At 33.8% G+C, this 23,842-nt stretch carries 24 protein-coding genes and 1 pseudogene; 22 read left to right on the forward strand and 3 right to left on the reverse strand.

Annotated features, from left to right (window positions below):
- Positions 1-9: 9 nt before the first annotated feature.
- The 7 genes and pseudogenes from IGJ25_RS16285 (at position 10) to IGJ25_RS16315 (ending at position 7,105) form a co-directional block, all read left to right on the forward strand.
- Positions 10-3,000 (forward strand): DEAD/DEAH box helicase family protein, encoded by a 2,991-nt coding sequence (locus tag IGJ25_RS16285; protein ID WP_438779450.1) that lies wholly within the window; start codon positions 10-12, stop codon positions 2,998-3,000.
- Positions 3,001-3,078: 78 nt separating this feature from the next.
- Positions 3,079-3,765, forward strand: a pseudogene (locus IGJ25_RS16290) (DNA topoisomerase); the annotation flags it as partial.
- Between the two features lie 140 nt (positions 3,766-3,905).
- The gene (locus IGJ25_RS16295; protein WP_438779451.1) at positions 3,906-4,760 is read left to right on the forward strand and encodes a ParA family protein; all 855 of its coding nucleotides are present in this window, start codon (positions 3,906-3,908) and stop codon (positions 4,758-4,760) included.
- A gap of 90 nt (positions 4,761-4,850) precedes the next feature.
- Positions 4,851-5,060 carry a peptide-binding protein gene (locus IGJ25_RS16300; RefSeq protein WP_000527318.1) on the forward strand — a complete coding sequence of 70 codons (210 nt, stop codon included), beginning with the start codon at positions 4,851-4,853 and terminating at the stop codon, positions 5,058-5,060.
- Positions 5,061-5,077: 17 nt separating this feature from the next.
- Complete coding sequence (locus IGJ25_RS16305) at positions 5,078-5,350, forward strand: antitoxin (RefSeq protein ID WP_000301765.1); 273 nt, start codon at positions 5,078-5,080, stop codon at positions 5,348-5,350.
- A 1-nt stretch (position 5,351) separates the two neighbouring features.
- Positions 5,352-6,215, forward strand: coding sequence for a zeta toxin family protein (locus IGJ25_RS16310; RefSeq protein WP_438779452.1), 864 nt, complete (start codon positions 5,352-5,354; stop codon positions 6,213-6,215).
- A gap of 584 nt (positions 6,216-6,799) precedes the next feature.
- Positions 6,800-7,105 (forward strand): hypothetical protein, encoded by a 306-nt coding sequence (locus IGJ25_RS16315; protein ID WP_438779453.1) that lies wholly within the window; start codon positions 6,800-6,802, stop codon positions 7,103-7,105.
- Positions 7,106-7,127: 22 nt separating this feature from the next.
- Here IGJ25_RS16315 and IGJ25_RS16320 read toward each other — a convergent pair whose 3' ends face one another.
- Positions 7,128-7,385 carry a hypothetical protein gene (locus IGJ25_RS16320; RefSeq protein WP_438779454.1) on the reverse strand — a complete coding sequence of 86 codons (258 nt, stop codon included), beginning with the start codon at positions 7,383-7,385 and terminating at the stop codon, positions 7,128-7,130.
- Between the two features lie 2 nt (positions 7,386-7,387).
- Positions 7,388-7,687, reverse strand: a complete 300-nt coding sequence (locus IGJ25_RS16325) for a hypothetical protein (protein WP_002325624.1) — start codon at positions 7,685-7,687, stop codon at positions 7,388-7,390.
- A 291-nt stretch (positions 7,688-7,978) separates the two neighbouring features.
- Here IGJ25_RS16325 and mobQ point away from each other — a divergent pair, with 291 nt between their 5' ends.
- Genes mobQ through IGJ25_RS16400 form a run of 15 tightly spaced genes read left to right on the forward strand, consistent with a single transcriptional unit; the run spans position 7,979 to position 22,561 of the window.
- The gene (gene mobQ, locus IGJ25_RS16330) at positions 7,979-9,964 is read left to right on the forward strand and encodes a MobQ family relaxase (protein WP_438779455.1); all 1,986 of its coding nucleotides are present in this window, start codon (positions 7,979-7,981) and stop codon (positions 9,962-9,964) included.
- 23 nt (positions 9,965-9,987) lie between these two features.
- On the forward strand, positions 9,988-10,320 hold the full coding sequence (locus IGJ25_RS16335; RefSeq protein WP_081119536.1) for a CagC family type IV secretion system protein: 333 nt from the start codon (positions 9,988-9,990) through the stop codon (positions 10,318-10,320).
- Between the two features lie 18 nt (positions 10,321-10,338).
- A complete protein-coding gene (locus IGJ25_RS16340; protein ID WP_001083514.1) occupies positions 10,339-10,722 on the forward strand; it encodes a glycosyl transferase in 384 nt (127 codons plus the stop codon).
- Positions 10,723-10,738: 16 nt separating this feature from the next.
- Positions 10,739-11,368: a hypothetical protein gene (locus tag IGJ25_RS16345; RefSeq protein ID WP_163327516.1), complete on the forward strand. Its 630-nt coding sequence runs from the start codon at positions 10,739-10,741 to the stop codon at positions 11,366-11,368.
- A gap of 10 nt (positions 11,369-11,378) precedes the next feature.
- Entirely contained in the window at positions 11,379-13,340 is a 1,962-nt protein-coding gene (locus IGJ25_RS16350; RefSeq protein WP_163327515.1) for a VirB4 family type IV secretion system protein, read from the forward strand.
- Positions 13,341-13,353: 13 nt separating this feature from the next.
- On the forward strand, positions 13,354-14,706 hold the full coding sequence (locus IGJ25_RS16355) for a conjugal transfer protein TraF (protein ID WP_212463079.1): 1,353 nt from the start codon (positions 13,354-13,356) through the stop codon (positions 14,704-14,706).
- 21 nt (positions 14,707-14,727) lie between these two features.
- Positions 14,728-15,837 carry a lysozyme family protein gene (locus tag IGJ25_RS16360; RefSeq protein WP_311809127.1) on the forward strand — a complete coding sequence of 370 codons (1,110 nt, stop codon included), beginning with the start codon at positions 14,728-14,730 and terminating at the stop codon, positions 15,835-15,837.
- A 12-nt stretch (positions 15,838-15,849) separates the two neighbouring features.
- Positions 15,850-16,401, forward strand: a complete 552-nt coding sequence (locus tag IGJ25_RS16365) for a hypothetical protein (RefSeq protein WP_141062720.1) — start codon at positions 15,850-15,852, stop codon at positions 16,399-16,401.
- Positions 16,402-16,405: 4 nt separating this feature from the next.
- Positions 16,406-16,837, forward strand: a complete 432-nt coding sequence (locus tag IGJ25_RS16370; RefSeq protein ID WP_200771036.1) for a hypothetical protein — start codon at positions 16,406-16,408, stop codon at positions 16,835-16,837.
- Positions 16,830-18,485 carry a VirD4-like conjugal transfer protein, CD1115 family gene (locus IGJ25_RS16375; protein ID WP_438779456.1) on the forward strand — a complete coding sequence of 552 codons (1,656 nt, stop codon included), beginning with the start codon at positions 16,830-16,832 and terminating at the stop codon, positions 18,483-18,485. Before IGJ25_RS16370 ends, IGJ25_RS16375 begins: the two co-directional genes overlap by 8 nt.
- Positions 18,486-18,502: 17 nt before the next feature.
- The gene (locus IGJ25_RS16380; protein WP_311801562.1) at positions 18,503-19,426 is read left to right on the forward strand and encodes a hypothetical protein; all 924 of its coding nucleotides are present in this window, start codon (positions 18,503-18,505) and stop codon (positions 19,424-19,426) included.
- Positions 19,426-20,370 carry a conjugal transfer protein TrbL family protein gene (locus IGJ25_RS16385; protein WP_284589609.1) on the forward strand — a complete coding sequence of 315 codons (945 nt, stop codon included), beginning with the start codon at positions 19,426-19,428 and terminating at the stop codon, positions 20,368-20,370. The genes IGJ25_RS16380 and IGJ25_RS16385 overlap by 1 nt, the downstream gene beginning before the upstream one ends.
- A gap of 16 nt (positions 20,371-20,386) precedes the next feature.
- The gene (locus IGJ25_RS16390) at positions 20,387-21,355 is read left to right on the forward strand and encodes a hypothetical protein (RefSeq protein WP_438779457.1); all 969 of its coding nucleotides are present in this window, start codon (positions 20,387-20,389) and stop codon (positions 21,353-21,355) included.
- Positions 21,356-21,383: 28 nt separating this feature from the next.
- Positions 21,384-21,752, forward strand: a complete 369-nt coding sequence (locus IGJ25_RS16395) for a hypothetical protein (protein ID WP_000516429.1) — start codon at positions 21,384-21,386, stop codon at positions 21,750-21,752.
- Positions 21,753-21,811: 59 nt separating this feature from the next.
- Positions 21,812-22,561, forward strand: coding sequence for an LPXTG cell wall anchor domain-containing protein (locus tag IGJ25_RS16400; RefSeq protein WP_438779458.1), 750 nt, complete (start codon positions 21,812-21,814; stop codon positions 22,559-22,561).
- Positions 22,562-22,804: 243 nt separating this feature from the next.
- Here the strand turns inward: IGJ25_RS16400 and IGJ25_RS16405 are convergent, their stop codons facing one another.
- A complete protein-coding gene (locus IGJ25_RS16405) occupies positions 22,805-23,764 on the reverse strand; it encodes an IS30-like element IS6770 family transposase (protein ID WP_000221326.1) in 960 nt (319 codons plus the stop codon).
- Positions 23,765-23,842 lie beyond the last annotated feature (78 nt).

Here is a 23,842-nt window from a genome sequence, read left to right on the forward strand (position 1 = left end):
TAAAGACTCTTGAAAATACAATTTGATACACTCGACTATCAAACAGATGCCGTTAACAGTGCGGTGCGCGTGTTTGAAGGTCAGACAATTAAAGAATCAAATTTTACGATTACAGATGATTATTCACGAGGTTCGATGTTCACTGAGGATGGAATCGGTGTTGGTAACCGTGTGATTATTAATGAAGAACAGATGTTGAAGAACGTCAACAAAACTCAAATTCTGGATGGAATCGTGCCAAGTGACAATCTGTTTGGAAATAACAAAGCTTTCCCGCAGTTCAATATTGAGATGGAAACAGGGACTGGTAAGACTTTTGTTTACTTGAAAACGATTCTTGAATTAAACAAACAATACGGATTTTTGAAATTCGTGATTGTAGTGCCAAGTATTGCGATTAAGGAAGGGGTACTTAAATCCTTCGAGATTACAAAAGACTATTTCAAAAATCAATACAACGGTGTGGTTTATGATTTATTCATGTTTGATAGCAGTAAACTTGACCGTGTTCGTTCATTTGCATCGGCAAATACGATTGATATCATGGTTACGACCATTCAATCTTTCAACAAAGATACAAACGTCATGAACCGTGAAAATGACCAACTTTCTGGTGCACGACCAATTGACCTGATTGCTGAAACACGGCCGATAGTTATTATTGATGAACCACAGTCTGTTGATAATACTGACTTGGCTAAAGATGCTTTGAAGAGTTTAAATCCGTCAGCGGGCTTCCGTTATTCAGCCACTCACCGAGATAATACTTATCCGAAGATTTATCAACTTGGTGCGGTTGATGCTTACGACAATCAACTCGTTAAGCAGATTGAGGTAGCCGGCATCGAGATGGACGAAGATGGTAACCGTGCTCATTTGAAATTGATTGACGTAAAAACTGGTAAGAACGGTATCAGTGCCAAGATTGAAGTTTATAAAAAGACACGTAATGACGCTGATAAAATAACTATGAACTTTAAAGCCGGTGACGATATGTTTAGTAAAACCAAGCTTCAGGCGTATGATGAAGTTGGGTTCATTCAAGACATTGATGCTACACCTGGATTTGAATCAGTTACTTTCTCGGGTAATCCTGAAAAAATCACGCTTGAGTCAGCTACATTAGAAGATGAAGCAATAAAACGTGCTCAGATTTCTAAGACGATTGAAGAACACTTGAACAAGGAGTTGAAGTTCAAACAATCGGGGCAACGAATCAAGGTGTTGAGTTTGTTCTTCTTGGATAAGGTTGAAAACTACCGCGTTTATGATGAAGAGGGTAATCCTAGTCTTGGCCGTTATGCTCGTATTTTTGAAGAAGAATATGAACGCTTGATTCATTTGTCCAAGTACAAAGAATTGAACGATGTGAATGTGCCAGTATCCGAAGTCCATGATGGTTATTTCTCAGCAGATAATAAAGGTAAGTTAAAAAATACCAAGGGTGATACTCAGGCCGATGAATCTACCTACGAGATGATTATGAAGGACAAGGAAGGCTTACTGACTTTCTATGATGAAGAGAAGCATCATACAGCGAAGGCTAATAAAATTCGCTTCATTTTCTCTCATTCAGCTTTGAAGGAAGGTTGGGACAACCCGAATGTATTCCAGATTGCCACTTTGATTGAAACAAAGGATACAATTAACAAACGTCAGAAAATTGGTCGTGGCCTGCGTATTGCGGTTAACGAAGATGGTGAACGTGTCCCTGGATTTGCTGTTAACACGCTGACTGTTATGGCAAATGAAAGCTATAAGGATTTTGCTGAAGGTCTTCAAAAAGAATACGAAGAAGATGGTGTTATCTTTGGTGTATTTAATAAAGATAGCTTTGCGACGATTATTACGCATTACGATGAAGTTACGGAAGAAATGGAAATTCTTGGCAAAGAAAAATCTGAGCAATTGTTCAACTACCTCAAACAGGAAGAATTTATTAATTCATCTGGGCGAGCAACCGATAAGTTGAAACAAGCGATTACTGATCAGGAAATTGAAGTACCGGAAGAATTTATTGATGTTGTGCCACAGATTTTGGTTGCTGCTAAATCTAAGGTTAAGAGTCTTGATATCAAAGATGCCAAGGATAAAGTCGAAGTCAAGGTTGTAAAAGAAGCCTTAGCAGATGACTTTTTAGAACTTTGGAACAAAATCAAATACAAGACGACTTATAAGATTCATTTTGATTCAAACAAATTAATCGAATTTGCTGCAAAAGGAAATGAATCATTTGACGGAGTTGATTCCATTCAGACTCGCAAGGGGACCTACCTTTACAAGAAGGGGATGGTTGAGATGAGTCAAGCCGGTGTAAAGGCTGATGAATCTGGCGAAAGCAGTGTTCGTGCAACAACGAGTGGTATGTACAAATTGCCAGATATCATTACTTTCTTGCAAAATGAAACAAGTTTGACTCGCAAGACAATCGTCGCAATTTTGCAGTCAGTCAACAATCTGGATAGTTTTAAGAACAATCCATTGTCATATATGAATCAGGCTGCGAAGATTATCAACGCAATCAAGAATCAATTGATTGTGGATGGTATTGAATATACTCGTACAAATGATGAATATGAACAGACGCTGTTTAGCACTGAAACCTTGAATGCTTACCTCGGTGAAAAAGGGAATTCGGTTAAAGTTGATGAAAGTAAACAAAAGACTGTTTATGACTATGTTGTAACTGATTCAAACATTGAAAAGGATTTTGCTCGTAAGGCTGAAATGGATGACAATGTTAAGTTCTACATTAAGCTGCCAGATTGGTTCAAGATTCGCACACCGCTTGGGCCTTACAATCCAGACTGGGCATTGCTGTATGAAGAAGATGATGAGCAACACCTATACTTCATCGTTGAAACGAAAGGTGATACAAGCTTTGAACAGTTACGTCCTCATGAATGGGCTAAGATTCTGGCTGGTGAGAAACACTTTAAAGCAGTTGATACAGATATTAAATTTAAGCGGGTTTCTGATGAAGCGGAGATTCGTGGGTAATCTATATTTGAAATAAAGTAGGGAGAAGTAAATCAATGGTACAGCAACGTTAATTTAAAAACTATGTTAATACGCATCAGTTTTACAGAGGGTACATTATTAACTGCTATGAAAACCGCTAATAAAACGGTTGATGATGAAGAAGCAATCAAGATTTTACAAGAAGTCGAGGGGATCGGAACAGAAGCGACAAGAGCAAGCATTATTGAAGCCTTGAAACAAAAAGAATATATCCAAGTCATTAAAAATAAACTTGTTGTGACTGAAAAAGGTAAATTATTGTGCCAGGCAGTTGAAAGTCAGCACCTCTTAACGAGTGCTGAAATGACGGCTAAATGGGAAACGTATTTAAAGAAGATTGGTAAAAGAGAAGGTAATCAAGAAAACTTTATTACGAATATCAAAAAATTTATTGTTCATTTACTGGAAGCTGTACCTAACGATATAGAAAAACTAAATTTTTCTGATTACCAGGAACAGAAAGAAAAAGAAGCAGAAAAAAGTATTGTAGGAAAATGTCCTAAGTGTGGCAACGATATTGTATTAAAAAAATCGTTTTATGGTTGTTCAAATTATCCTGAATGTAAGTTTACTTTAGCTGAACATTTTAGAAAGAAAAAACTCACCAAAACAAATGTAAAAGAATTACTAGAGGGAAAAGAAACCCTGGTAAAAGGAATCAAAAACAAAGAGAAAAAGTCCTACAATGCCGTTGTAAAAATCGGAGAAAAGGGATATATTGATTTTATCTCTTTTTCAAAATAAGCATAAAAGCCCTTTAAACAGGGCTTTTATATATTAATCACAAATCACTTATCACAAATCACAAGTGATTAATCACTTGTGATTTGTGATTCTTAGCGATACAATAGACATATCAAAACAAAAGAGACTGGGGCGTTGTTATGACGAAAGAAGAATTCAAAATATTAGAAGATTTAAGACATATTCGAAACAGTAAAAATGAAGCAATTGTTATCTTAAACAATTATTTTAAAGGCGGTGTTGGAAAGTCTAAATTATCGACTATGTTTGCTTATTTGACAGACAAATTGAATTTAAAAGTTTTAATGATCGATAAGGACTTACAAGCAACATTGACAAAAGACTTAGCAAAAACATTTAAGGTAGAATTGCCACGTGTCAATTTTTATGAAGGCTTGAAAAATGGAAACTTGACTTCTTCTATTATTCATTTGACTGATAATTTAGACTTGATTCCTGGCACGTTTGATTTGATGTTATTACCAAAATTAACTCGCTCATGGACGTTTGAAAACGAAAGTAGATTGCTTGCTACTCTGTTGGAACCTTTAAAAAGTGACTATGATCTCATTATTATTGATACTGTACCAACGCCAAGCGTTTATACAAATAATGCAATCGTGGCGAGTGATTACGTTATGATCCCTTTACAAGCAGAAGAAGAAAGTACAAACAACATTCAAAACTATATTTCCTACTTGATTGATTTACAAGAACAATTTAACCCTGGACTAGATATGATCGGTTTTGTTCCTTATTTAGTTGATACGGACAGCGCAACGATAAAATCAAACCTGGAAGAACTGTACAAGCAACATAAAGAAGATAACTTGGTTTTCCAAAATATTATCAAGCGAAGTAATAAAGTAAGTACCTGGTCTAAAAATGGAATTACAGAACACAAAGGCTATGACAAAAAAGTTTTATCCATGTATGAGAACGTATTTTTTGAAATGCTTGAGCGAATTATTCAATTAGAAAACGAAAAAGAATAGAATCACAAATCACAAATCACAAATCACTTGTGATTTGTGATTGTTGATGATAAAATAAGAATAAGAAGAAATAGAAAGAAGTGAGTGATTATGGGAAATTTAGGCGCACAAAAAGCAAAACGAAATGATACACCAATCAGTGCAAAAAAAGATATAATGGGAGATAAGACGGTTCGTGTTCGTGCTGACTTGCACCATATCATAAAAATCGAAACAGCAAAGAATGGCGGAAACGTAAAAGAAGTTATGGATCAAGCCTTAGAAGAATATATACGGAAATATTTACCTGATAAACTTTAAAAAGGAGTGAAAATGAAATGGCAGTTACGTATGAAAAAACTTTTGAAATAGAGATCATTAACGAATTATCGGCAAGCGTTTATAATCGAGTATTAAACTATGTTTTGAATCATGAATTAAATAAAAATGACTCTCAATTATTGGAAGTCAATTTATTAAACCAATTAAAGCTTGCAAAACGTGTAAATCTTTTTGATTATTCTTTAGAAGAATTACAAGCCGTTCATGAGTATTGGCGGTCAATGAATCGTTACTCAAAACAAGTTTTGAATAAAGAGAAAGTGGCTTAATATGGCAAATATAGTCAATTTTACTGACAAACAATTTGAGAATCGCTTAAATGATAATTTAGAAGAATTGGTTCAAGGAAAAAAAGCGGTTGAATCGCCAACCGCTTTTTTACTTGGTGGGCAACCAGGGTCAGGGAAAACCAGTTTGCGATCAGCAATTTTTGAAGAAACACAAGGGAATGTTATTGTCATTGATAATGATACCTTTAAACAACAGCACCCTAATTTTGATGAACTAGTGAAGCTTTATGAAAAAGACGTAGTAAAACACGTTACTCCTTATTCTAATCGCATGACAGAAGCGATCATAAGCCGTTTGAGCGATCAAGGGTATAATTTGGTGATCGAAGGTACAGGACGAACAACAGACGTTCCTATTCAAACCGCAACAATGCTTCAAGCCAAAGGTTATGAAACAAAAATGTATGTCATGGCAGTACCTAAAATCAACTCATATTTGGGAACAATTGAACGGTATGAAACTATGTATGCAGATGATCCAATGACAGCTAGGGCAACACCAAAACAAGCGCATGATATTGTTGTCAAAAACTTACCGACCAATTTAGAAACCCTTCATAAAACGGGCTTATTTAGCGATATAAGGCTTTACAATAGAGAAGGAGTGAAACTCTATTCAAGCTTAGAAACGCCTTCCATTAGTCCGAAAGAGACCTTAGAAAGAGAATTAAATCGTAAAGTATCAGGGAAAGAAATTCAACCGACTTTGGAGAGAATAGAGCAAAAAATGGTTCAAAATCAACACCAAGAAACCCCTGAATTTAAAGCAATTCAACAAAAATTGGAAAGCTTGCAGCCACCTACACCACCAATACCAAAAACACCTAAACTTCCAGGACTTTAAACCTTAAAAAAGGAAAAGAGTAGTTACCAAAAAACGGTAACTACTCTTTTTTTATAAAAACATTTCCTCATGTTTTAAAAGCTGATCGAGAAATAAAGCACACAACGGTATTCTTTCTTTTTTCAGTTGGTACATTTTGCAGTCTGTAACGTGTCATTTACTGTTTGTTACCTTAACATATCCAGCCGAAAACACAAGGGTATATAAACGAGCAAGCTCGCCCTTGTGTTTTCTTTGTGTCTATGTTGCGTACTCGTCACAGCAAACGACACGAACACACTGCCGAAAATGAACCAACAAAACGAAAAAAGAAAGGAGCGTACACTGTAATTTATTTCTAGCTTTTAAAACATGAGGAAAACAGCTTCACTTCCTCAAACGCCTAACAAAAATGGTTGTCAAAAAACTAAAAATCAAAAAAAAGAAAAGAGGAAAAGAAAATGGAAAAAACAAAAAAATTACAATTAGAAGATTTTACAGAAAATGAGTTTTATGGAACACAAGAACAGCAATATCTAAAAGAAGAAAAAAAATACTTACAAGCCAATTAAGGCTTGTAATTTTATCAGAAAGGAAGTTTTAAAGTGGATATTAAAATAAAAAAAATAAATTTTGAAGGTAATATTTTAAAAGTTATAAAAGCGACAGTAACAGAAATGAGAGGAATAAACAATCATCAAAAATATGATTTTGATTTATATCAAATAGAAGCACGTTCGCCAATGTCAACAAGAGAAATAACTTTAACAGTTGATTTTATAGAAAAAGAAGTATCAGGTGATATTATCGCTTTTGGTGATTGGTACGATTTGGATATAGAATCAGTAAATGAAATATTAAAGCAATTAAAAAAGGAAGAACAAATATTAAGAACAATCAATTTTATTTAAAAAAGTATCAAAAAAAGGAAAATTATTTTCCCTTTTTTTGATACTTTTTAGGTTTATTTGCTTTAATATACTCAGAAAAAATTTTTAAAAATTCTTCTGTTTCTTCTACATTTAAATAGTCAATTTCAAAATACTTTTCTAACAAAGCACCTTTTTCAATTAGATGCTTTGTTCTTCTTTTTCTGTTAATATTTTGCTCGCTATTCGCTCGCAAAATATTTTTTTGAATTTTTAGTTTTTCTATTCTTTTGTTGATGTCATTTAAATCATTATTTACCATAACTATTTAAGTAATTCAGAAAAATTTTGACTATTCGCATTTAATAAAGTTTCTAATTCGTCATAGAATAATTCTTTGTTTTCTTCAATCGATTCAATAGAAATATCATTTTTTGAAAGAGTAGAAAGGACAAAATCACCAATATCTGCTTTTGATTTTAGAATTAATTCTTCTTTTTTCTTTTGTAATTCTTTAATTTGAAGTTCAATATCAGAAACAGTTTTTTTCTTTCTCTTTTTTGGTTTTGTTTTTGGAATGATTTGTTCATTTTCTGTCTTGATGTTTTGATCTTGGTTTTCCATAAAATATCCCTCCTAATATATTGTGTAACTCTATCATATTATATTATTTTTCTAAAATCAATAAATATAAATGGCAATGTCAGGATAAACATATTTACTTTTATAATGATAAGTGGTAAAATTAATTTATTAAGAATTCCCTTAGATGATTTACTAAGGGCGCACTTACACCCACTAAATTACATTTGTGGTTAATGTGCTATAAAACGTAACATTCGTTCAGTTTTATCGTCAGGCGTGTTTGTTAAAATTCGCTACGCTCATGTTTGAAAATAAAGAGAGGTGATACAATTGGCAATCTTCCATTTATCTATGACAATAGCAAAAAGAGAAGGCGGAAAAAGAAGTTTAATTGCAATGGCTTCTTATCGAAGCGGTGAAAAATTATATAGTGAACTATACGAAAAAACTAATCTATACAACCATAGAACTGTTAAACCAGAAGCTTTTATTTTAAAACCTGATTATGTTCCTAATGAGTATTTAGATAGACAGACATTGTGGAATAAAATGGAATTATCTGAAAAGCAACCTAATGCTAGACTGTGTAGAGAATTAAATGTAGCATTGCCAATTGAATTAAATAATTCAGACCAAAGAATGTTGATTGAAGATTTTGTAAAAGATAACTTTGTCAGTGAAGGAATGATTGCAGACGTAGCCATTCATAGAGATGATGAAAACAATCCTCATGCTCATATTATGTTAACAATGAGAGAAGTAGATAGTGAAGGTAATATTCTAAATAAAAGAAAAAGAATACCTAAACTAGATGAAAATGGCAATCAGATTTTTAACGAAAAAGGGCAAAGAGTAACCGTTTCAATTAAAACAAATGATTGGGATAGAAAATCTCTTGTTTCCGAAATTCGTAAAGATTGGGCTGATAAAGTCAACCAATATTTAAAAGATAGAAATATCGATCAACAAATAACAGAAAAATCGCATGCGGAACTTGGAAAAAAAGAACTACCAACAATTCATGAAGGTTTTTACTCAAAAAAATTAGAAGACAAAGGAGTTATAAGCGAGTTAAAAAGAAAAAATTTAGAAATTCAAAGTTACAATGATATTCTAGCCGAACTTGATAAACTTGAAAGTCAAGAGAAAGTGTTAAAACAAGACCAAAACTTCACTTTAAAATTTGAAAAAACTTTCTCACCTTTAGAAAAAGGAGAACTGAAAAATCTTTCAAAAGAATTGAAATTATTTATTAATGATGAAAACATTGATAAACGATTAGGTGAATTAAAACGATGGGAAAATTCACTTATCTTTAATAATAAAATGGAAATTCAAAAACAACGTTTGATGTTAAGTAAAATTAGTAGTGAACGAGATATGCTTACAAAGGCAAATGAAATTTTAGATAAACAAGCAGAAAGATTCTTCAAAAAATCTTATCCAAGTTTGAATATTGACAAATTTTCAAATCACGAAGTTAGAGCAATGGTTAATGAAACCATATTTAGAAAACAGTTATTGAATAAAGATCAGTTAGCAGAGGTCATTTACAATGAAAGAGTAGTAGAAAGAGAAGAAAGTAAAAAGATTTTTAAAGAAAAACCATTTCAAACTAGCCGTTATCTTGATTCAAAAATTAAACAAGTTGAAGATAGTATAACGAAAGAAAATAACCCTGAAAGAAAAGAAATTTTATCAATTAAAAAAGAAAAACTAATAGGAATAAAACAAGGATTAATAGAATATGTTCAATCAGAAGTTGAAAGAAAATTTGATAAAAATGTTTCAATAGATTCAGTCATAGAAGGCGAAATGTTACTTGCAAAAGCTGACTATTACAAAACAACTGATTTTTCTAAAGTCGAAGGAGTTGCTAGATTCAGCAGTGAGGAAATTAATTCCATGTTGGAACAATCAAAAGGCTTCTTAACTAACATTCAGACAGTGAAAATTCCTAATGATTGTCAAGGTGTATTTTTTGTTCAAGATAGCATGAAACATATTGATGAACTAAGCCCATTAGCAAAACACAATCTGAAAAAGGTCGTTAATCGCAATGCTTATTTACCTGATTCTGATAAAATTGAATTAAGTAAGGAAATTGAAAATACTAATAAAGATCAATCCCAAGAATTGGAAAAAAATGAACCTGAAAAAAATGAAGTATCTGTAAAAATGTTCCAATTTGCAAAATCAATTAATCGATTGTTGAGTGGTAACCAACCACAGAAAAAACGAAACTTAGACAAATTGATTAAGCAAACAAAAGCAAAAGAAAATCAATCATTACAAAGGAATATTCCTTTGCGATAAAATAAAAACAAGAGGTGTATAAAATGAAAAAAATTATCAAAAATACAAAGTTTAAGCTTGAAAGTGCGGTTATTGCATTAGGTACATTATTTATTACTGATCCAGTGTTTGCAGCCACTGATCCACAAGCAAAATTAGTTCAAGCAGGGAACACTATAAAAGGTGTCTTAACAGCCTTAATTGTTGTAGTTGGTGGGATTGCTTGTGCGAAGATTGTTATTAAATATTTGCCGTCTATTGATGATCCACAAGAAAAAAATACCATGTATAAAGCCTTGGGAACAGCCTTGCTTGTTACGGCATTAGGTGGGGCGTTGGTTTGGTTAGTACCTTGGGCGTATGGCTTACTTGCTTAATAGAGAAGGGAGTTAGTTATGAATAGCGATCAAGTGAAACAAGCCCTATTAGATTTGTTAAATGCAGACACTGAAAAAGGGCGGACTTGGTTTTTTCCGTCCAATGTATCTGATCGGTACACAGTCATTTTAGGGCTAGATTTAAAACAATCAGCAAAAGCGATCGGTACGGCATTAATAAGCGTGCTATTGGCAATTCTTATTTTCCGTAGCACAGCCGTTTTTCCTTTAATTATCTATGTCATTGTTGGTTTGGTGTCATTTGGCGGTGTATGGGCGTTTTATACAATTAAACCAATTACAGACCGCCCTAACATTTCTATTTCTGATTTTATGAAGCAAAGAAAAGACTTTTCTAAAAGACCAAAAGTCTATTACAAAAAGCCAAAAGAACGAGTGTAAAAGAGAGGTGATTTAATTGTTTGATTTTCTAAAAACAAGTTCCAAAAGTAACGATAATAAAAAAAGCGATACGATAAAAGAAATGATTTATTGGGAAGATAGTTCCCGATTTCAAGGCGTTTTTAAAGACTTTTTTGTCGTTTATCAGCCAGAAAAAAAGCAATTTAGCCTTGTGAGTATGCTAAAAGTTGACGGCTTAAACGTTGATACCTTGCCAGTATCAGAACAAGAAGGGTTAAACGAAGATTTTGGTGTCTTTCTATCTCAAAACGTTCTATATGAACCGCAGATCACTTCTAAGAATGTACCAGTAGAAATTGACGATTTTGTAGAAGCCTGGGGGAATACAGTAGAAAATTATCGCAAAATGCCAGGGCATAACGAAGCTTTATTACAACTAAAAGCTAGCTATTATTACCATTACAGAAATTTAGCAAGTAACATGGAAACTTCAAAGAAACAACATTTTGTAATTAATTCTGAACCAATTTCAAAGGAAACATACGACAGTTTGGAATTGTCTTATCAAGTGTTACGTGATAAGACAAGAACAATCAGAACAGCTTTAATTGCATTTTTAAGTAAATATGATTGTCAGGTTGAAATTTGTACGATTGGCGAGATGAAAAAGGTTTTGAATAGTTAGGAGCGTTAAAATGGAGAAGATACCAAAAGAGAAAATTATTGTAATTCCCGAAGTTGATACGGACGTTGTATCTGATTTAGCACCATTTAACTTTACAGTAGAACGTGACAAATTATTGATTGATGATTCATACGCAGTTCCCTATGTCATTACAAAATACAATAATAAACCAAGAGGAAATTGGTTTAATCGTATTCGTAAAATGAGTGGAGATATAACCATATCTCATTATTACACTAAAGCAAACGGTAACTCATTGAATGATTATTACAACAGAACCATTAAGAACAAGCAAGCAGAGATCGATCGTTCGCATGATCCGTTGACGATTATCCGTTTAGAACGTGAAATGAAAATTGCACAAACGCAGTTAGAACAAGCCGTTGACGAAAACACTTCTTATCTTTATTTATATACCTATGTTTTGATCAAAAGTAAGTCCGAAGATAAGCTGAAAAAATTGTGTGAAGATTTTGAAACACGTTGTATCGCAAGTGGAGTAAAAGCCTTGATTCCATATACTATGATTGATAAAGCGTATTGGAGTGCCTTACCTTTACAATCTAATGAAGTGCCTGAATACACGTACACAATCGCTAATTCAATCAGTGCAAGCAGTATTTTTCCTTTTGATGATAATGAATTAAGTGTATTTACTAAAAATATGATTATTGAGGGAATTAATAAAGATACTGAAAATATCGTTAGTATTGATTACACCAACAGAAAATTAGTAGTCAATCGTAATAAATTCGTTTTTGGTTTATCTGGTGGGGGAAAGACCACTTACCTAACGTCAGACTATCTGAAAAAATATGCTTTTGCTGATAACTCAACAGAACTAAAACACAGAATCGTTTTATTTGATCCCGAAGATGAACAAACAGAACGTGTACGTTCTCTAGGGGGCGAAATAATCAATCTTTCGTCTATGTCAGATGTTCGTATCAATCCGTTTCAAATCTACTCACGCAATACACCAGATATGGATTTAAAAGAATCATTATCCGATTTTGAAGAGGACGAACTTGTAGAAAATCTTGAAATAAAGCACAAAGATTTTGAAATGACTGAAAATGATATTGATAAAGAAATCAGTAAACGAATGAATATTTTAACGCCATATTTCCTAATGGTGGATCACTCTTTGACTGACAGTCAATTATCTATTATTAAGTTAGAAGCTAAAAAATGCTATACGAATTTATACGAAAAGAAAAACTTGTCAAAAATGGAAAACACCGATTTTCCAACATTTTCAGACTTAGAAAGTCGATTGAAAGCATTAGAAGAAACTGATCCCAAACGATACAAGCGAATTGAAGATTTTATTTATTCATTAGAAGATTTTACAATCGGAAGCCGTACCATATTTAACGGTCATACAAATATTGACTTAAACAATCCGTTAATTTGCTTTTCTTTGCGAGATTTACAGACCGAAGAAGGGATCAGAGATTTAGCATACCTCAACAGCTTTAGTTATCTATTTGAAGAAATAACCAACAATCCGCAAATTGTAACGTCTGTTTATGCAGATGAATTTCACTTTTTATTGAAGAATAAAATTAGTGCTGACTTTTTCTTCCAAGCATATAAACGCTTTAGAAAATACAATGCTGATTGTACCGTATCAACCCAACAGATTGATGACGTATTAAAAGCACCTGATAATATCGGTAAAGCAATTATTGGGAATAGCTTTACAAAAGTATTCTTTGGACTTGATGAAACGGAAGCACAAGGTATTTCAAATGAGTTGAAACTTAAACTTACAAAAAAAGAATTATCTTTCATTACCTCAAAACGTCAAGGGGAAGCTTTACTCTTTCATGGAACAAAGAGGGCTAAAATTAAAGTCGATTTGACCCAGGAAGAAATGCGTTTGCTTAACCCAGGCGGATATGAAGATATTTACGGCGTTAGTCCGAAGAAAGAGATCAATTGGCTGTTACGCTCAAAAGTCCAATAGAAGGGAGAAAAAAATGAAATACAAAATCTTGAAAAATTTACAATTCTACTATCAAGAGAATGTCATTGTCGTCCAAATAAACGAAAAATATTTGACGAATCGAGAACATATTTTTGATGTAGAAGAAAGTGAACAATATTTTGTTGATGTCGAGGAAATTTTAACCAAAGACGGAAAACTAGAAATTGTTTATCACCGTCCTAATGGCTATACACCACTACTCGATTTAAAAGAATATGCTGATTTTTATAAATTGGATATAGTGAATCGATTACTTGAAATGAATGTACTAGAAAAAACAAACACCTATCTAGCAATGCAAAATATCCTACTCAAAGATACACGTGACTTGCTTTTTATTTATAAAGCAGATCACTTTAATAATTTGCCTTACTCAACTAAAGAAGAATTAGAGCAGTGGAAAAATTTTATTTGTAGTTTTTTTGGTAAATTCACACTTGAGAAGTATGAGAAGAATCGTATTGAGGTTCTAACAAAAGAAAAAAATTCATTTTTAAATGATGTAGAAGCAATTGAAAGTTTGGAATCATTAAGAGATTTAATAAAAAATCGACTAACCGAAGAACAAAAGAATTTCTTTTCTGCTGAATTACAGGACAAGAAAGCAGACGTCCAAAAAATTCGCAGAAATAAAAGTTTAAAAATTGCGTTAGTTGTAGGTGTTATTGCGTTATATGGCGGTACGGTTTTTCTTATGAAAGTAAATGAGAAGAAACAAGTTACGGCTACACAGCAAAGCGCAGAAACCGAGATCACTATATTAAATAAGATTATTGATAATGATAGTGAAAATATCGAAAAAGATATGCAAAAGCTCAATTATCCTAAGAAAAAACAAGTTGATATTTACGTGAAACTTGGTGATTATATCAAGGCTTATGAACTTGATAAGAAGTCAGATAAAAAAATTATTCAAAGTCTGTACAAACAAGGAGAAACCGAAAAAATAGAAGCCCTTGATTTACCAGGAAGCGACTATTTAGCAGATTTCAAGAAGGTTTTAGCTTATGACAATTCAACAGATATTGAGTATTTGGTTCAAACTAGTACCGATACAACAATTGTTGAAGCTTTAATCGATAAATCAGTAAAAGAAAAAGACATTCCAACAGTAAAAAATATTCGTCAAGTATCAATTACACAAAAGAAATTAGCAATCGATCCTAAACGTCAAATCAGCATGATTGACTTATTGATTGAAAATAACAGTGAAGAATTAGAAAATATGTATAAGGATAATTCTTTAAATGACGACTTGAAGAAAAAACAAACCAATGACTTGTTAGAAGAAAACAACACATTGCTTAGTGAAAAGATTGAATTAACAAACGCTGAAAAAGATTAGGAAGGTTGGTGATTTCATATCATGGGAGCAACAGCTGCTAAACTGCTTATTCGTTATCGAAAACCGATAGCGAAAGCAATTTTAGGCTTTTTCGTCTTTATCGTTGTAATCTTCCTTCTTGTTTTTAATAACGATCAAACCGCCCCTAGTGGCGGACTAGCAACAGAAAACCAAAATTTAAGTGAATCTGTTTTGAGGTACAAACGTACCGTTGAAAAGTACGCTAGACAATATGACGGTATGGAATATGTACCTTATATCTTAGCCCTTATGCAAATTGAATCAGGTGGTGTAGGTGGCGACCCTATGCAATCAAGCGAAAGTTTAGGACTGCCCCCGAACACTATTAAAGACCCCGAACGAAGCATACAACGAGGAGTAGAGTTTTTTGTAGAAAATATGAAAAGCGCTATAAACCGAGGATCAGATATAAAAACAGCTCTTCAAGCGTATAATTATGGCGGTGGTTTTGTTGATTTTGTAGTGAAGAATGGCGGAACGTATTCTTTTGAGTTGGCTAAACAATTTTCTATTAATATGTCAGGTGGCGAAAAGGTACCTTATGTAAATGCTTTATCTACTTCAATGGGCTACAATTACCGCTATAACTACGGAAATATGTTCTATGTGCCAAAATTACTTGAATACGTTAACGAAAGCCAGGCAAGCGCAGAGGGCGTTCAAAACAATTCTAATAATACTGGCGTTGTTCAAGTTGATGTACCCAGTGAATACAAAAATAAATTACGTTATCCAAGATATGACGGACACAACTATAATACAAGCGGTAGTTATCCTTTTGGTCAATGTACCTGGTACGCTTTTAATCGTATGGCTCAAATAGGAAAACCAGTTGATGATTTTATGGGCAATGGTGGCGAATGGGGCTATAAAGGGAAAGCTTTAGGCTATAAAGTAACAAATAAGCCAAAAGTAGGTACGGCAATTTCTTTCCCCCCTGGTTCTTTTGGCTCTGATCCAGTTTACGGACACGTTGCCTTTGTAGAAGTCGTAAATGCAGACGGTACGCTTCTTGTATCAGAGTGTAATGTTGTAAACCCAGGAAGCGGAACAATCAGTTATCGAGTAGTGCCAGCTTCTATTGCAAACATTGCAAGTTATGTTGAATAAGGAGAGGAAGAAATGGAGTTTGACAAAATAAAAGTTGGTTTGTTTATCTCAACGCTTGTTTTACTTGTGGTTACCATAGGCATGATTGTTTTTGGAATAAGGCAAGGCGAACAGATCCGTCACTTAAAAAGTGATTTAAAAAGCGTACAGACGGAACTAGCAGACAAACAAGCGGAACAAAACACTAACCAAAGCGAATCGGAAAAAATTATCAAAGAATTTTACAAGACCGTTTATAACTACGAAAAAAGCCAAAAAGAAATATCTATGACAACGGTTAAAGAATTAGCGACAGATAACGTTTATCAAGAATTACAAAACGAGATCAACGTAAACAATTCATATAGCCCACAGCAAAACACGATTCAAAAGTCTTCAGTAAACGAAAATGAAATAAAAATTCTTGCTTATGAAAGTAAGGATAATTCACAGCAATATCTAGTAACAGCACCGATTCACCAGGTTTTTAACGGTACAAAAAATGATTTTGAAATAAACCAAATTATCCAAATTAAAAACCAACAAATTACCCAAAGAACGACCATTCAATTAGGAGAGGAGTAGAAGCATGGCGAAGAAAAAGCAAGAGCAAGTAAAACTGATTATCCTAGTTATACTCTATCTACTATTATTACCAGTAACATTGATTGTGTTTAAATTATTACCTTATATCATTGCGAATGATACAAACATTGAATTGAGTACCTTTGTTACAACTATTTTAAAGCACCCAATCAATACTTTTTTAGAGATCATTCAATCTAATTACATGATTCCGTTCTTCATTGTACAAATTATTGTTTTAATCGTTTTATTTGTCTTTCTACACCCTACCAAACGCCAACCGTTTGAGGTTGTCGGAAAAACAAACCCTGTTCATGGATCGGCTTATTGGGGGGAAGAATCAGAAATAAATGCACCGAAAAACGTTCATTTGATCCCTGAAAAATCAATGAAAAGTATATTAGAAAAATCAATGAGGAGGGGGAAAAATGAGTAGTTTATTAGCAGAATCAGACGGTTTAATCTTAGGGAAATTTCAAAGCGGAAATGTTGTGATCCAACCCGAAGATAGCAAAATAAGTAATCGAAATATTTTTGTAGTAGGTGGTCCAGGATCATTTAAAACACAAAGTTATGTTTTGCCTAATGTTGTAAACAATCGCAGTACGTCAATTGTTGTAACCGATCCAAAAGGGGAAATTTACGAGTTAACCAATGAAATAAAAAAAGCCCAGGGCTTCAAAACAGTTGTGATAAATTTTAAAGATTTCTTGCTAAGTTCTAGGTACAATCCGTTACTCTATATCCGCAAATCAAATGATACAAACAAGATTGCAAACGTCATAGTATCAGCAAAGAATGATCCCAAACGGAAAGATTTTTGGTTCAATGCACAATTAAGCTTGTTAAATACACTGATTAAATATGTTTATTTTGAGTATGAACCAAGCGCAAGAACAATTGAGGGTATTTTAGACTTTTTAGAAGAATTTGATCCACGCTATAACGAAGAAGGTGTATCAGAACTTGATGAACAATTTGAGCGTTTGCCAGACGGACACGAAGCAAAACGCAGTTACTATTTAGGCTTCCGACAAGCACAAAGTGAAGCAAGACCAAACATTGTTATTAGTCTATTGACGACTTTACAAGATTTTGTTGATAAAGAAGTATCAGAATTTACCAGTACAAACGATTTTTTCTTTGAGGAATTAGGAACGTCAAAAATTTGTTTATACGTGCTAATTTCCCCATTAGATCGAACTTGGGACGGCTTAGTGAATCTCTTTTTCCAACAAATGTTTACAGAGTTATATTTTTTAGGGGATAAGCACAACGCAAAATTGCCAGTACCTTTAGTTATGTTACTAGATGAATTTGTCAATTTGGGCTATTTCCCAACATACGAGAATTTTCTTGCAACGTGTCGAGGGTATCGTATTTCAGTTAGTACCATATTACAATCTTTGCCCCAGGGCTTTGAACTTTACGGAGATAAGAAATTTAAAGCGATCATTGGGAATCATGCCATTAAAATATGTCTAGGTGGTGTAGAGGAAACGACTGCCGAATACTTTTCAAGACAAGTAAATGATACAACAATCAAAGTATACACCGGCGGAACAAGTGAAAGTAAAACGTCCGCAAAAACAACTAACCGAAGCGGAAGTAAGTCAGAAAGCTACAATTACCAAAAAAGGCGATTGATTACCGAAGGCGAAGTGATCAATTTACAACAAGAAGAAAATGGAAGAAAAAGTATTGTGTTAATTGACGGTAAACCTTACATGTTAAGAAAAACGCCACAATTTGAATTATTCGGAAATCTTCTTAAAAAGCATGAAATTTCACAACAAGACTATATAAGCAGTCAAACAGAATTTGCCAAAGAATACATTGAGGAGTTGGAAAAACAGCACAAACAACGAAAAGTGCAACTAGCAAGCGCCCCAATTTTTCACGAGAAGAAACAAGAAGATGATTTGAATAAAAAAGAAATAAATCTACCTGAACAACCGATCGAATCAGAAGTAACAGAAGAAGAGGAAGAAAAAGAACTATTAATGAGTGATATTCTAAGTAGTTTTGATGAAGGTATAGACGAAAACACAACCAACAATGACAACAGCGAATTACCATTTTAAAGATCGGAGGAAATCAAATGAATGGATTGAAAGAATTTTTTGGGAATATCCCAATGTTTCAAAAGCAAGTAGAACGAGAAATTGAAGAAAAAGGGATTGAACCTAGTGAGGGTATTAAAAAAATGGAATTTAGCCGTCAAGTGATCCGTAACTTAGTGATTGGCGTTTTAGTTGTCGGTATTCTTGCTTTTGTGGGCATTTCTTATTTTAACAATAAGAATCAACCACCAGTGACACCAACAGCCACCACCGAAAGCAAAGAAAGCAACCAGTCAGAAACAAGCGGAGAAGCCACAGAAAACAGCTCACAAGCCGTTCAAGGGTCAAGCGACCATTTACTCAAATTAAGTGCGAAAGAGCGAGCAGACGAAGCGACAGAAGCTTTTGAGAGTTGGTACAAGTCTTTCTCTAATGGTGACGTGATTTTAGAAATCAACAAAGAATTATTGAAAGAAGGATCAGGCGGTACAAGCCCGATTGAATTACAAACGAAATTGATCGATAACTTAAAAGCCAAGTTCGGCGATAAGGTATCAGATGATTTTTATACGAGTTTGCAAACAAGTTTCAATTTCAATCCAGTGATCGTTGACGGTACCAAAGGTCTAACGATTTCTAAGCAAAATGACGATCAAAGCCAATGGTTAAATACTTGGTTCTTAGATACGGAAAAAACAGAACAAAACACGAAAATTGTGTTGCGTAATGATTTTCCGTTTGAATGGGTGGACTGGAGAAATGATGCTAGACATAGAGAAGCCTATAAAAATATATTCACGCAATTAGATTGGGATAATGATTTGAGTTACGAAGTTGTTGGAATAAATCTGACAGAATCTAAGAAAAACGTTGAAGGAGTAAGTATCGCATTTGTCATTATGAAGTACAATGAAAAACTTGATAAGTGGCAAGTAACAGGATCGATTGGAGGGATAATCTAATGCCTAATATTTTAGATGTTGGTGAAAATATAGTTGATTCTGGAAAAGATTTAGTTGATAAAGTTAGCGATACAATTTCAGGCGTTTTTGAAGGCGTAAAAGAGAGTGTGGATAGTGTATTGCACCCTATTGATACCTTGTTAGGGAATTGGGGCAGTGACTTGTTAGAAGCCAGTATGAAAATTGCCAATAAGACGACCTTTGATATTCCTAATATCCAATTAATTAGTACCATTACCAACGTGTTTGTCTTTGCCACGACAACCTTTGCGATTTGTATTGTGTTGTATAAGGTCATTGAAGCGCAAATACAAGCTTCTAATGGGAGTGGTGACGCATTGACCGCTAATATTGTTCAAAAGCTGTTTTACTCGTCTATTGCCTTAGCAACGTTGCCCTGGGCAATGAACTTTTTTATCAAAAAGATTGTTGCACCAATCGGGGAATATGTGATTCAACAAGTCGCTAATGATTTGAACGTGGAAACGATCGGCGAACGATTGCGTAATTTCTTAGTATCAAATTTCTTTAATGGTGGCGTTAGCGCCGTTGTTCTCTTTGTTTTCGTGATATTCTTTGCCTTTTCCATTGCCAAGTATTTTGTGGCGATTTGTGTTTTTTATGCTGATTTCTTGGTACTGACTATGTTAACACCATTAGTTGCCTTATCCCTTTTAACGGACGAGCAAAATTACTTTCAAATATGGATCAAAGAACTGTTATCCGAAGCTTTAACCATGCTAATTAAATTGATTCTCTATTTAGCAATGATTACCCTCATGATTGCTGAAAAATATACGTTGCCAAACTTTATGTTAATGATTGGTTGTGGCTTGTTGATTATCAAAACACCGTCTGCCCTACAAAATATGTGGTATTCAACCAAAGTGTCAAAAGGTGGCGGGCTTGGAAACTTAGCTATGATGGCTATGTTTAGAAAATAAGAGAGGGGGATAACGATTGTCTTATTATTTTGAAATACGAATTATTCTTCCCGAAGAAGAAAATCAATTTTTGAATCGAAAATTAAGTAAAAGCGAATTATCCGAAGTCACACACTATTTACAACAAAAGACAAGTCGAGGAATTCCAGTTAAATTTCGTGTAGGTATTTTTAGAGTAGAAGATCAAACAAAAATTATGTCTGTTACGCTGAATACAAAAAATACAAAAGAAACGGACGTAATTAACTTGTTATTAAATCGAGTAACAGATCAACACGTTTTAGTTTACTTGAATGAACCAACAGAACCAACGCTTAATACGCAAGAATTAAATCGTCAGGAGTTAAAAACGAGTAATGAACGCCAAGAAATACCGCAGACAGAAATTCCAACTGAAACAGTAAATGAACCTAGTGTTATTAAGGAAATATCGAAAAAGAACCAAGCAAAACAAACGAATAGTAGAAAAGAATCACTATCAGAATCCATAAACAAGAAAAATGTTCCCAAAATTCATTTGTTCATATCTATTTTGACTCTTTTTATTGTATTATTGATAGGAATAAGTGTTATTCAACAAGTACAACTTCAATCAGTCAAAAAAGAGAACGAATTATTGAAAGAACAAATTGAACGTGTCAAAGAAACGGATATTTCTCAATCGAAAATAGATACTTTTGGAAGATACTTTTTGACTTACTATTTTTCACAGGAAAAAAATCAAGAAAATTATCAGTCAAGTTTAAGAAAATATGTATCCGAAAAGGTAGATATATCCGATTGGAAAGCGTTAGGGAAAACGCTTAAGAGTGTCAATTACTATGGTAGTGAACAAACAAAAAAAGGGTATAGCGTTGAATACCTTCTAAATGTTTCAGTAGACAATCGTAGTAAAATGCAAAAAATCACTTTTGAGGTTGAACCAACTAAAAACGGCTTTCTTGTGACAACTCAACCAAAACTTACAGACTTCTCTTTTAACTGAAATACGCTAAAAAGAGAGTGCTTAAACAATGGGAAAAATTAATTTAAATCAAATTTACACAGCAAAAGAAATGAGTGAAAGGATAGGTAAGAATAGAAATTACCTATCCCAAGCTTACCGTAACAACAAACATGAAATACTTAAAAATTTTAATTATCGAAAAATTGGTGGAACAATTATTTTCTCTGATAATCCCAATAATGATTTATCGCAATTGATTACAGCAAAAGAAGCAAGCCAGTTGTTAGGAAAGAATGATGAATACTTTGCCCACATTTATAAACGGTTTCCTCATAGACTAGAGGGAATCGATCACATTTATACAGGTAAAACATTATTCTTAACGAAAGAATCGCTAGAAGTTTTTAAAAAAAAGATGAATAAAAATGTCAGATAAAGCATATTTATGATATACTATTTATGTACACAAATATTAATTTTTAAGGAGAGAAGAAAATGAAAAAAATTGCCTTTTTAACACTTTTTAGTACAGCGCTATTGGTATCAGCCCCACTTGTTAGTTTTGCGGACGAAGCAACAGGTAGTCCAGGTGTCAATGTTCTAGCTGATGATGTAGTTGATCCAGTAGAACCAACCGATCCAACTACTCCGGTTGATCCAGTTGATCCAGTTGATCCAGTCGATCCAACAGAGCCAACGGAACCAACCGATCCAACTACTCCGGTTGATCCAGTTGATCCAGTTGATCCAGTTGATCCAGTCGATCCAACAGAGCCAACGGAACCAACGGAACCAACGGAACCAACGGAACCAAGGGAACCAACAGAGCCAACGGAACCAACGGAACCAACAGAACCAACAGAGCCAACGGAACCAACGGAGCCAACGGAACCAACGGAGCCAACGGAACCAAGCAAGCCGACAGAACCAAGTAAACCAACAGTACCAAACAAACCAGTAGACACAAACCCAATTGAAAACCCAGTTAATACAGACACAGGCGTTGTGATTGTTGCAGTTGAAGATAGTAAACCAATCATTCAATTAGCAGACGGAACAACAAAAAAAGTTGAAGCTAAAGAAATTGGAGCAGACGTTCAAAAAGACGGAACAGTTACAGTTAAAGGTTTAGACGGAAAAATGAAAGTTTTACCAAAAACAGGTGAAACAGCAAATATTGCATTGTCTGTCCTAGGTTCATTAATGGTATTAGGATCAGGAATCATTTTTAAAAAGAGAATTTAAGTAAATTTAAAAGCATGGTCTCAAGTTTCACTAGCAGCCATGCTTTTATTGAATCATTGTAGGATATTTTAAAGATAATTGCCCACTTTAAAATTAAACATGTGCTTAGAATCGTTCTAGGCAACACCAATAACAACCGTAGAATCAGCAACTTGGAATCATTTTACAATCATGTTATAACGTTGGTAATTATGCTAAAATCTTTTTTACGAACATAGTAGGAGAATTATATTATATGTTTTGTCAAATTAAGTTAGAATAAAATGCTTCTTGTACATAGCTCAAAAATATCTCAATTGGTGTTCTGTAATTCAATGATTTTCTTGGAATATGATTACGTTGATTGCTGACACTGGAAATAAATGTCTGATTCACTTCTCTAAAATCCATTGATTTCGGCAGTCCATTACGACGCAGAATCCCGTTAGAATTCTCGTTTAATGGGCGTTGAGAAGGTGTTCCAGGGTCCGCAAAATATATATCAATATCATGTTGGTTACTAATGGCTTTCCAGTTAGAAAATTCTTTTCCACAGTCAAACGTAATAGATTTAAAGAAGTTTTTAGGGAAGCGAGAAAACCATTGATTAAGGGCAGTTTCAATATCTAATGCCTTACGGCCGTTGGGTTTAATCGTGATAATTACTTTAGATAATCTTTCAACTAAAGTAATGACGGCACTTTTATGATGAATGCCAACGATCGTATCACCTTCAAGGTGACCAAACTCAGAATTGAAATCAGGATAATTATCAGGTCTATCATGGATTGAGCGCTGATATTGTTGTTTTCCCCGTTTTTCCTGATGGCCATTGGGTTTTCTTTTACCTTTCATCGGTAGTGTGTCAATATCAAATATTCCTTTAGAAAATAAACGATAAAGTGTTCTCATACCGCATGAAACAGGCCTTTCTTTTCGCCCGATAATGACGTCAGGCGTCCAACCAAGAGTGACTTTCTCTTTAATGTAATCTACTTCATGAGCAGGTAATTGAATGACTTTTCTACCACATTTTTTCTTATTTTCTTTATACTGGTGCCAATAATCAAGAGCAGTCTTGCCTTGCTTGAACTTATTGACTACATTATAAATAGTTTGTATAGCACGTCCCATTCGGTTAGCGATTTCAACCGGTTTATTATGTTGAAGATAATATGATTCTATCATTGTCAGTTCGTCTATGGTAAGATGTTTGTAGGTCATTTATGGTTACACTCCTTTGTTTTCTTTCGTCGGAAATACAATTTGAGTGTACCATAAATGCCTTTTTATTTTTCTAAC

It is taken from the genome of Enterococcus sp. DIV0240d, from assembly GCF_051711245.1.
Lineage (GTDB): Bacteria > Bacillota > Bacilli > Lactobacillales > Enterococcaceae > Enterococcus_D > Enterococcus_D casseliflavus.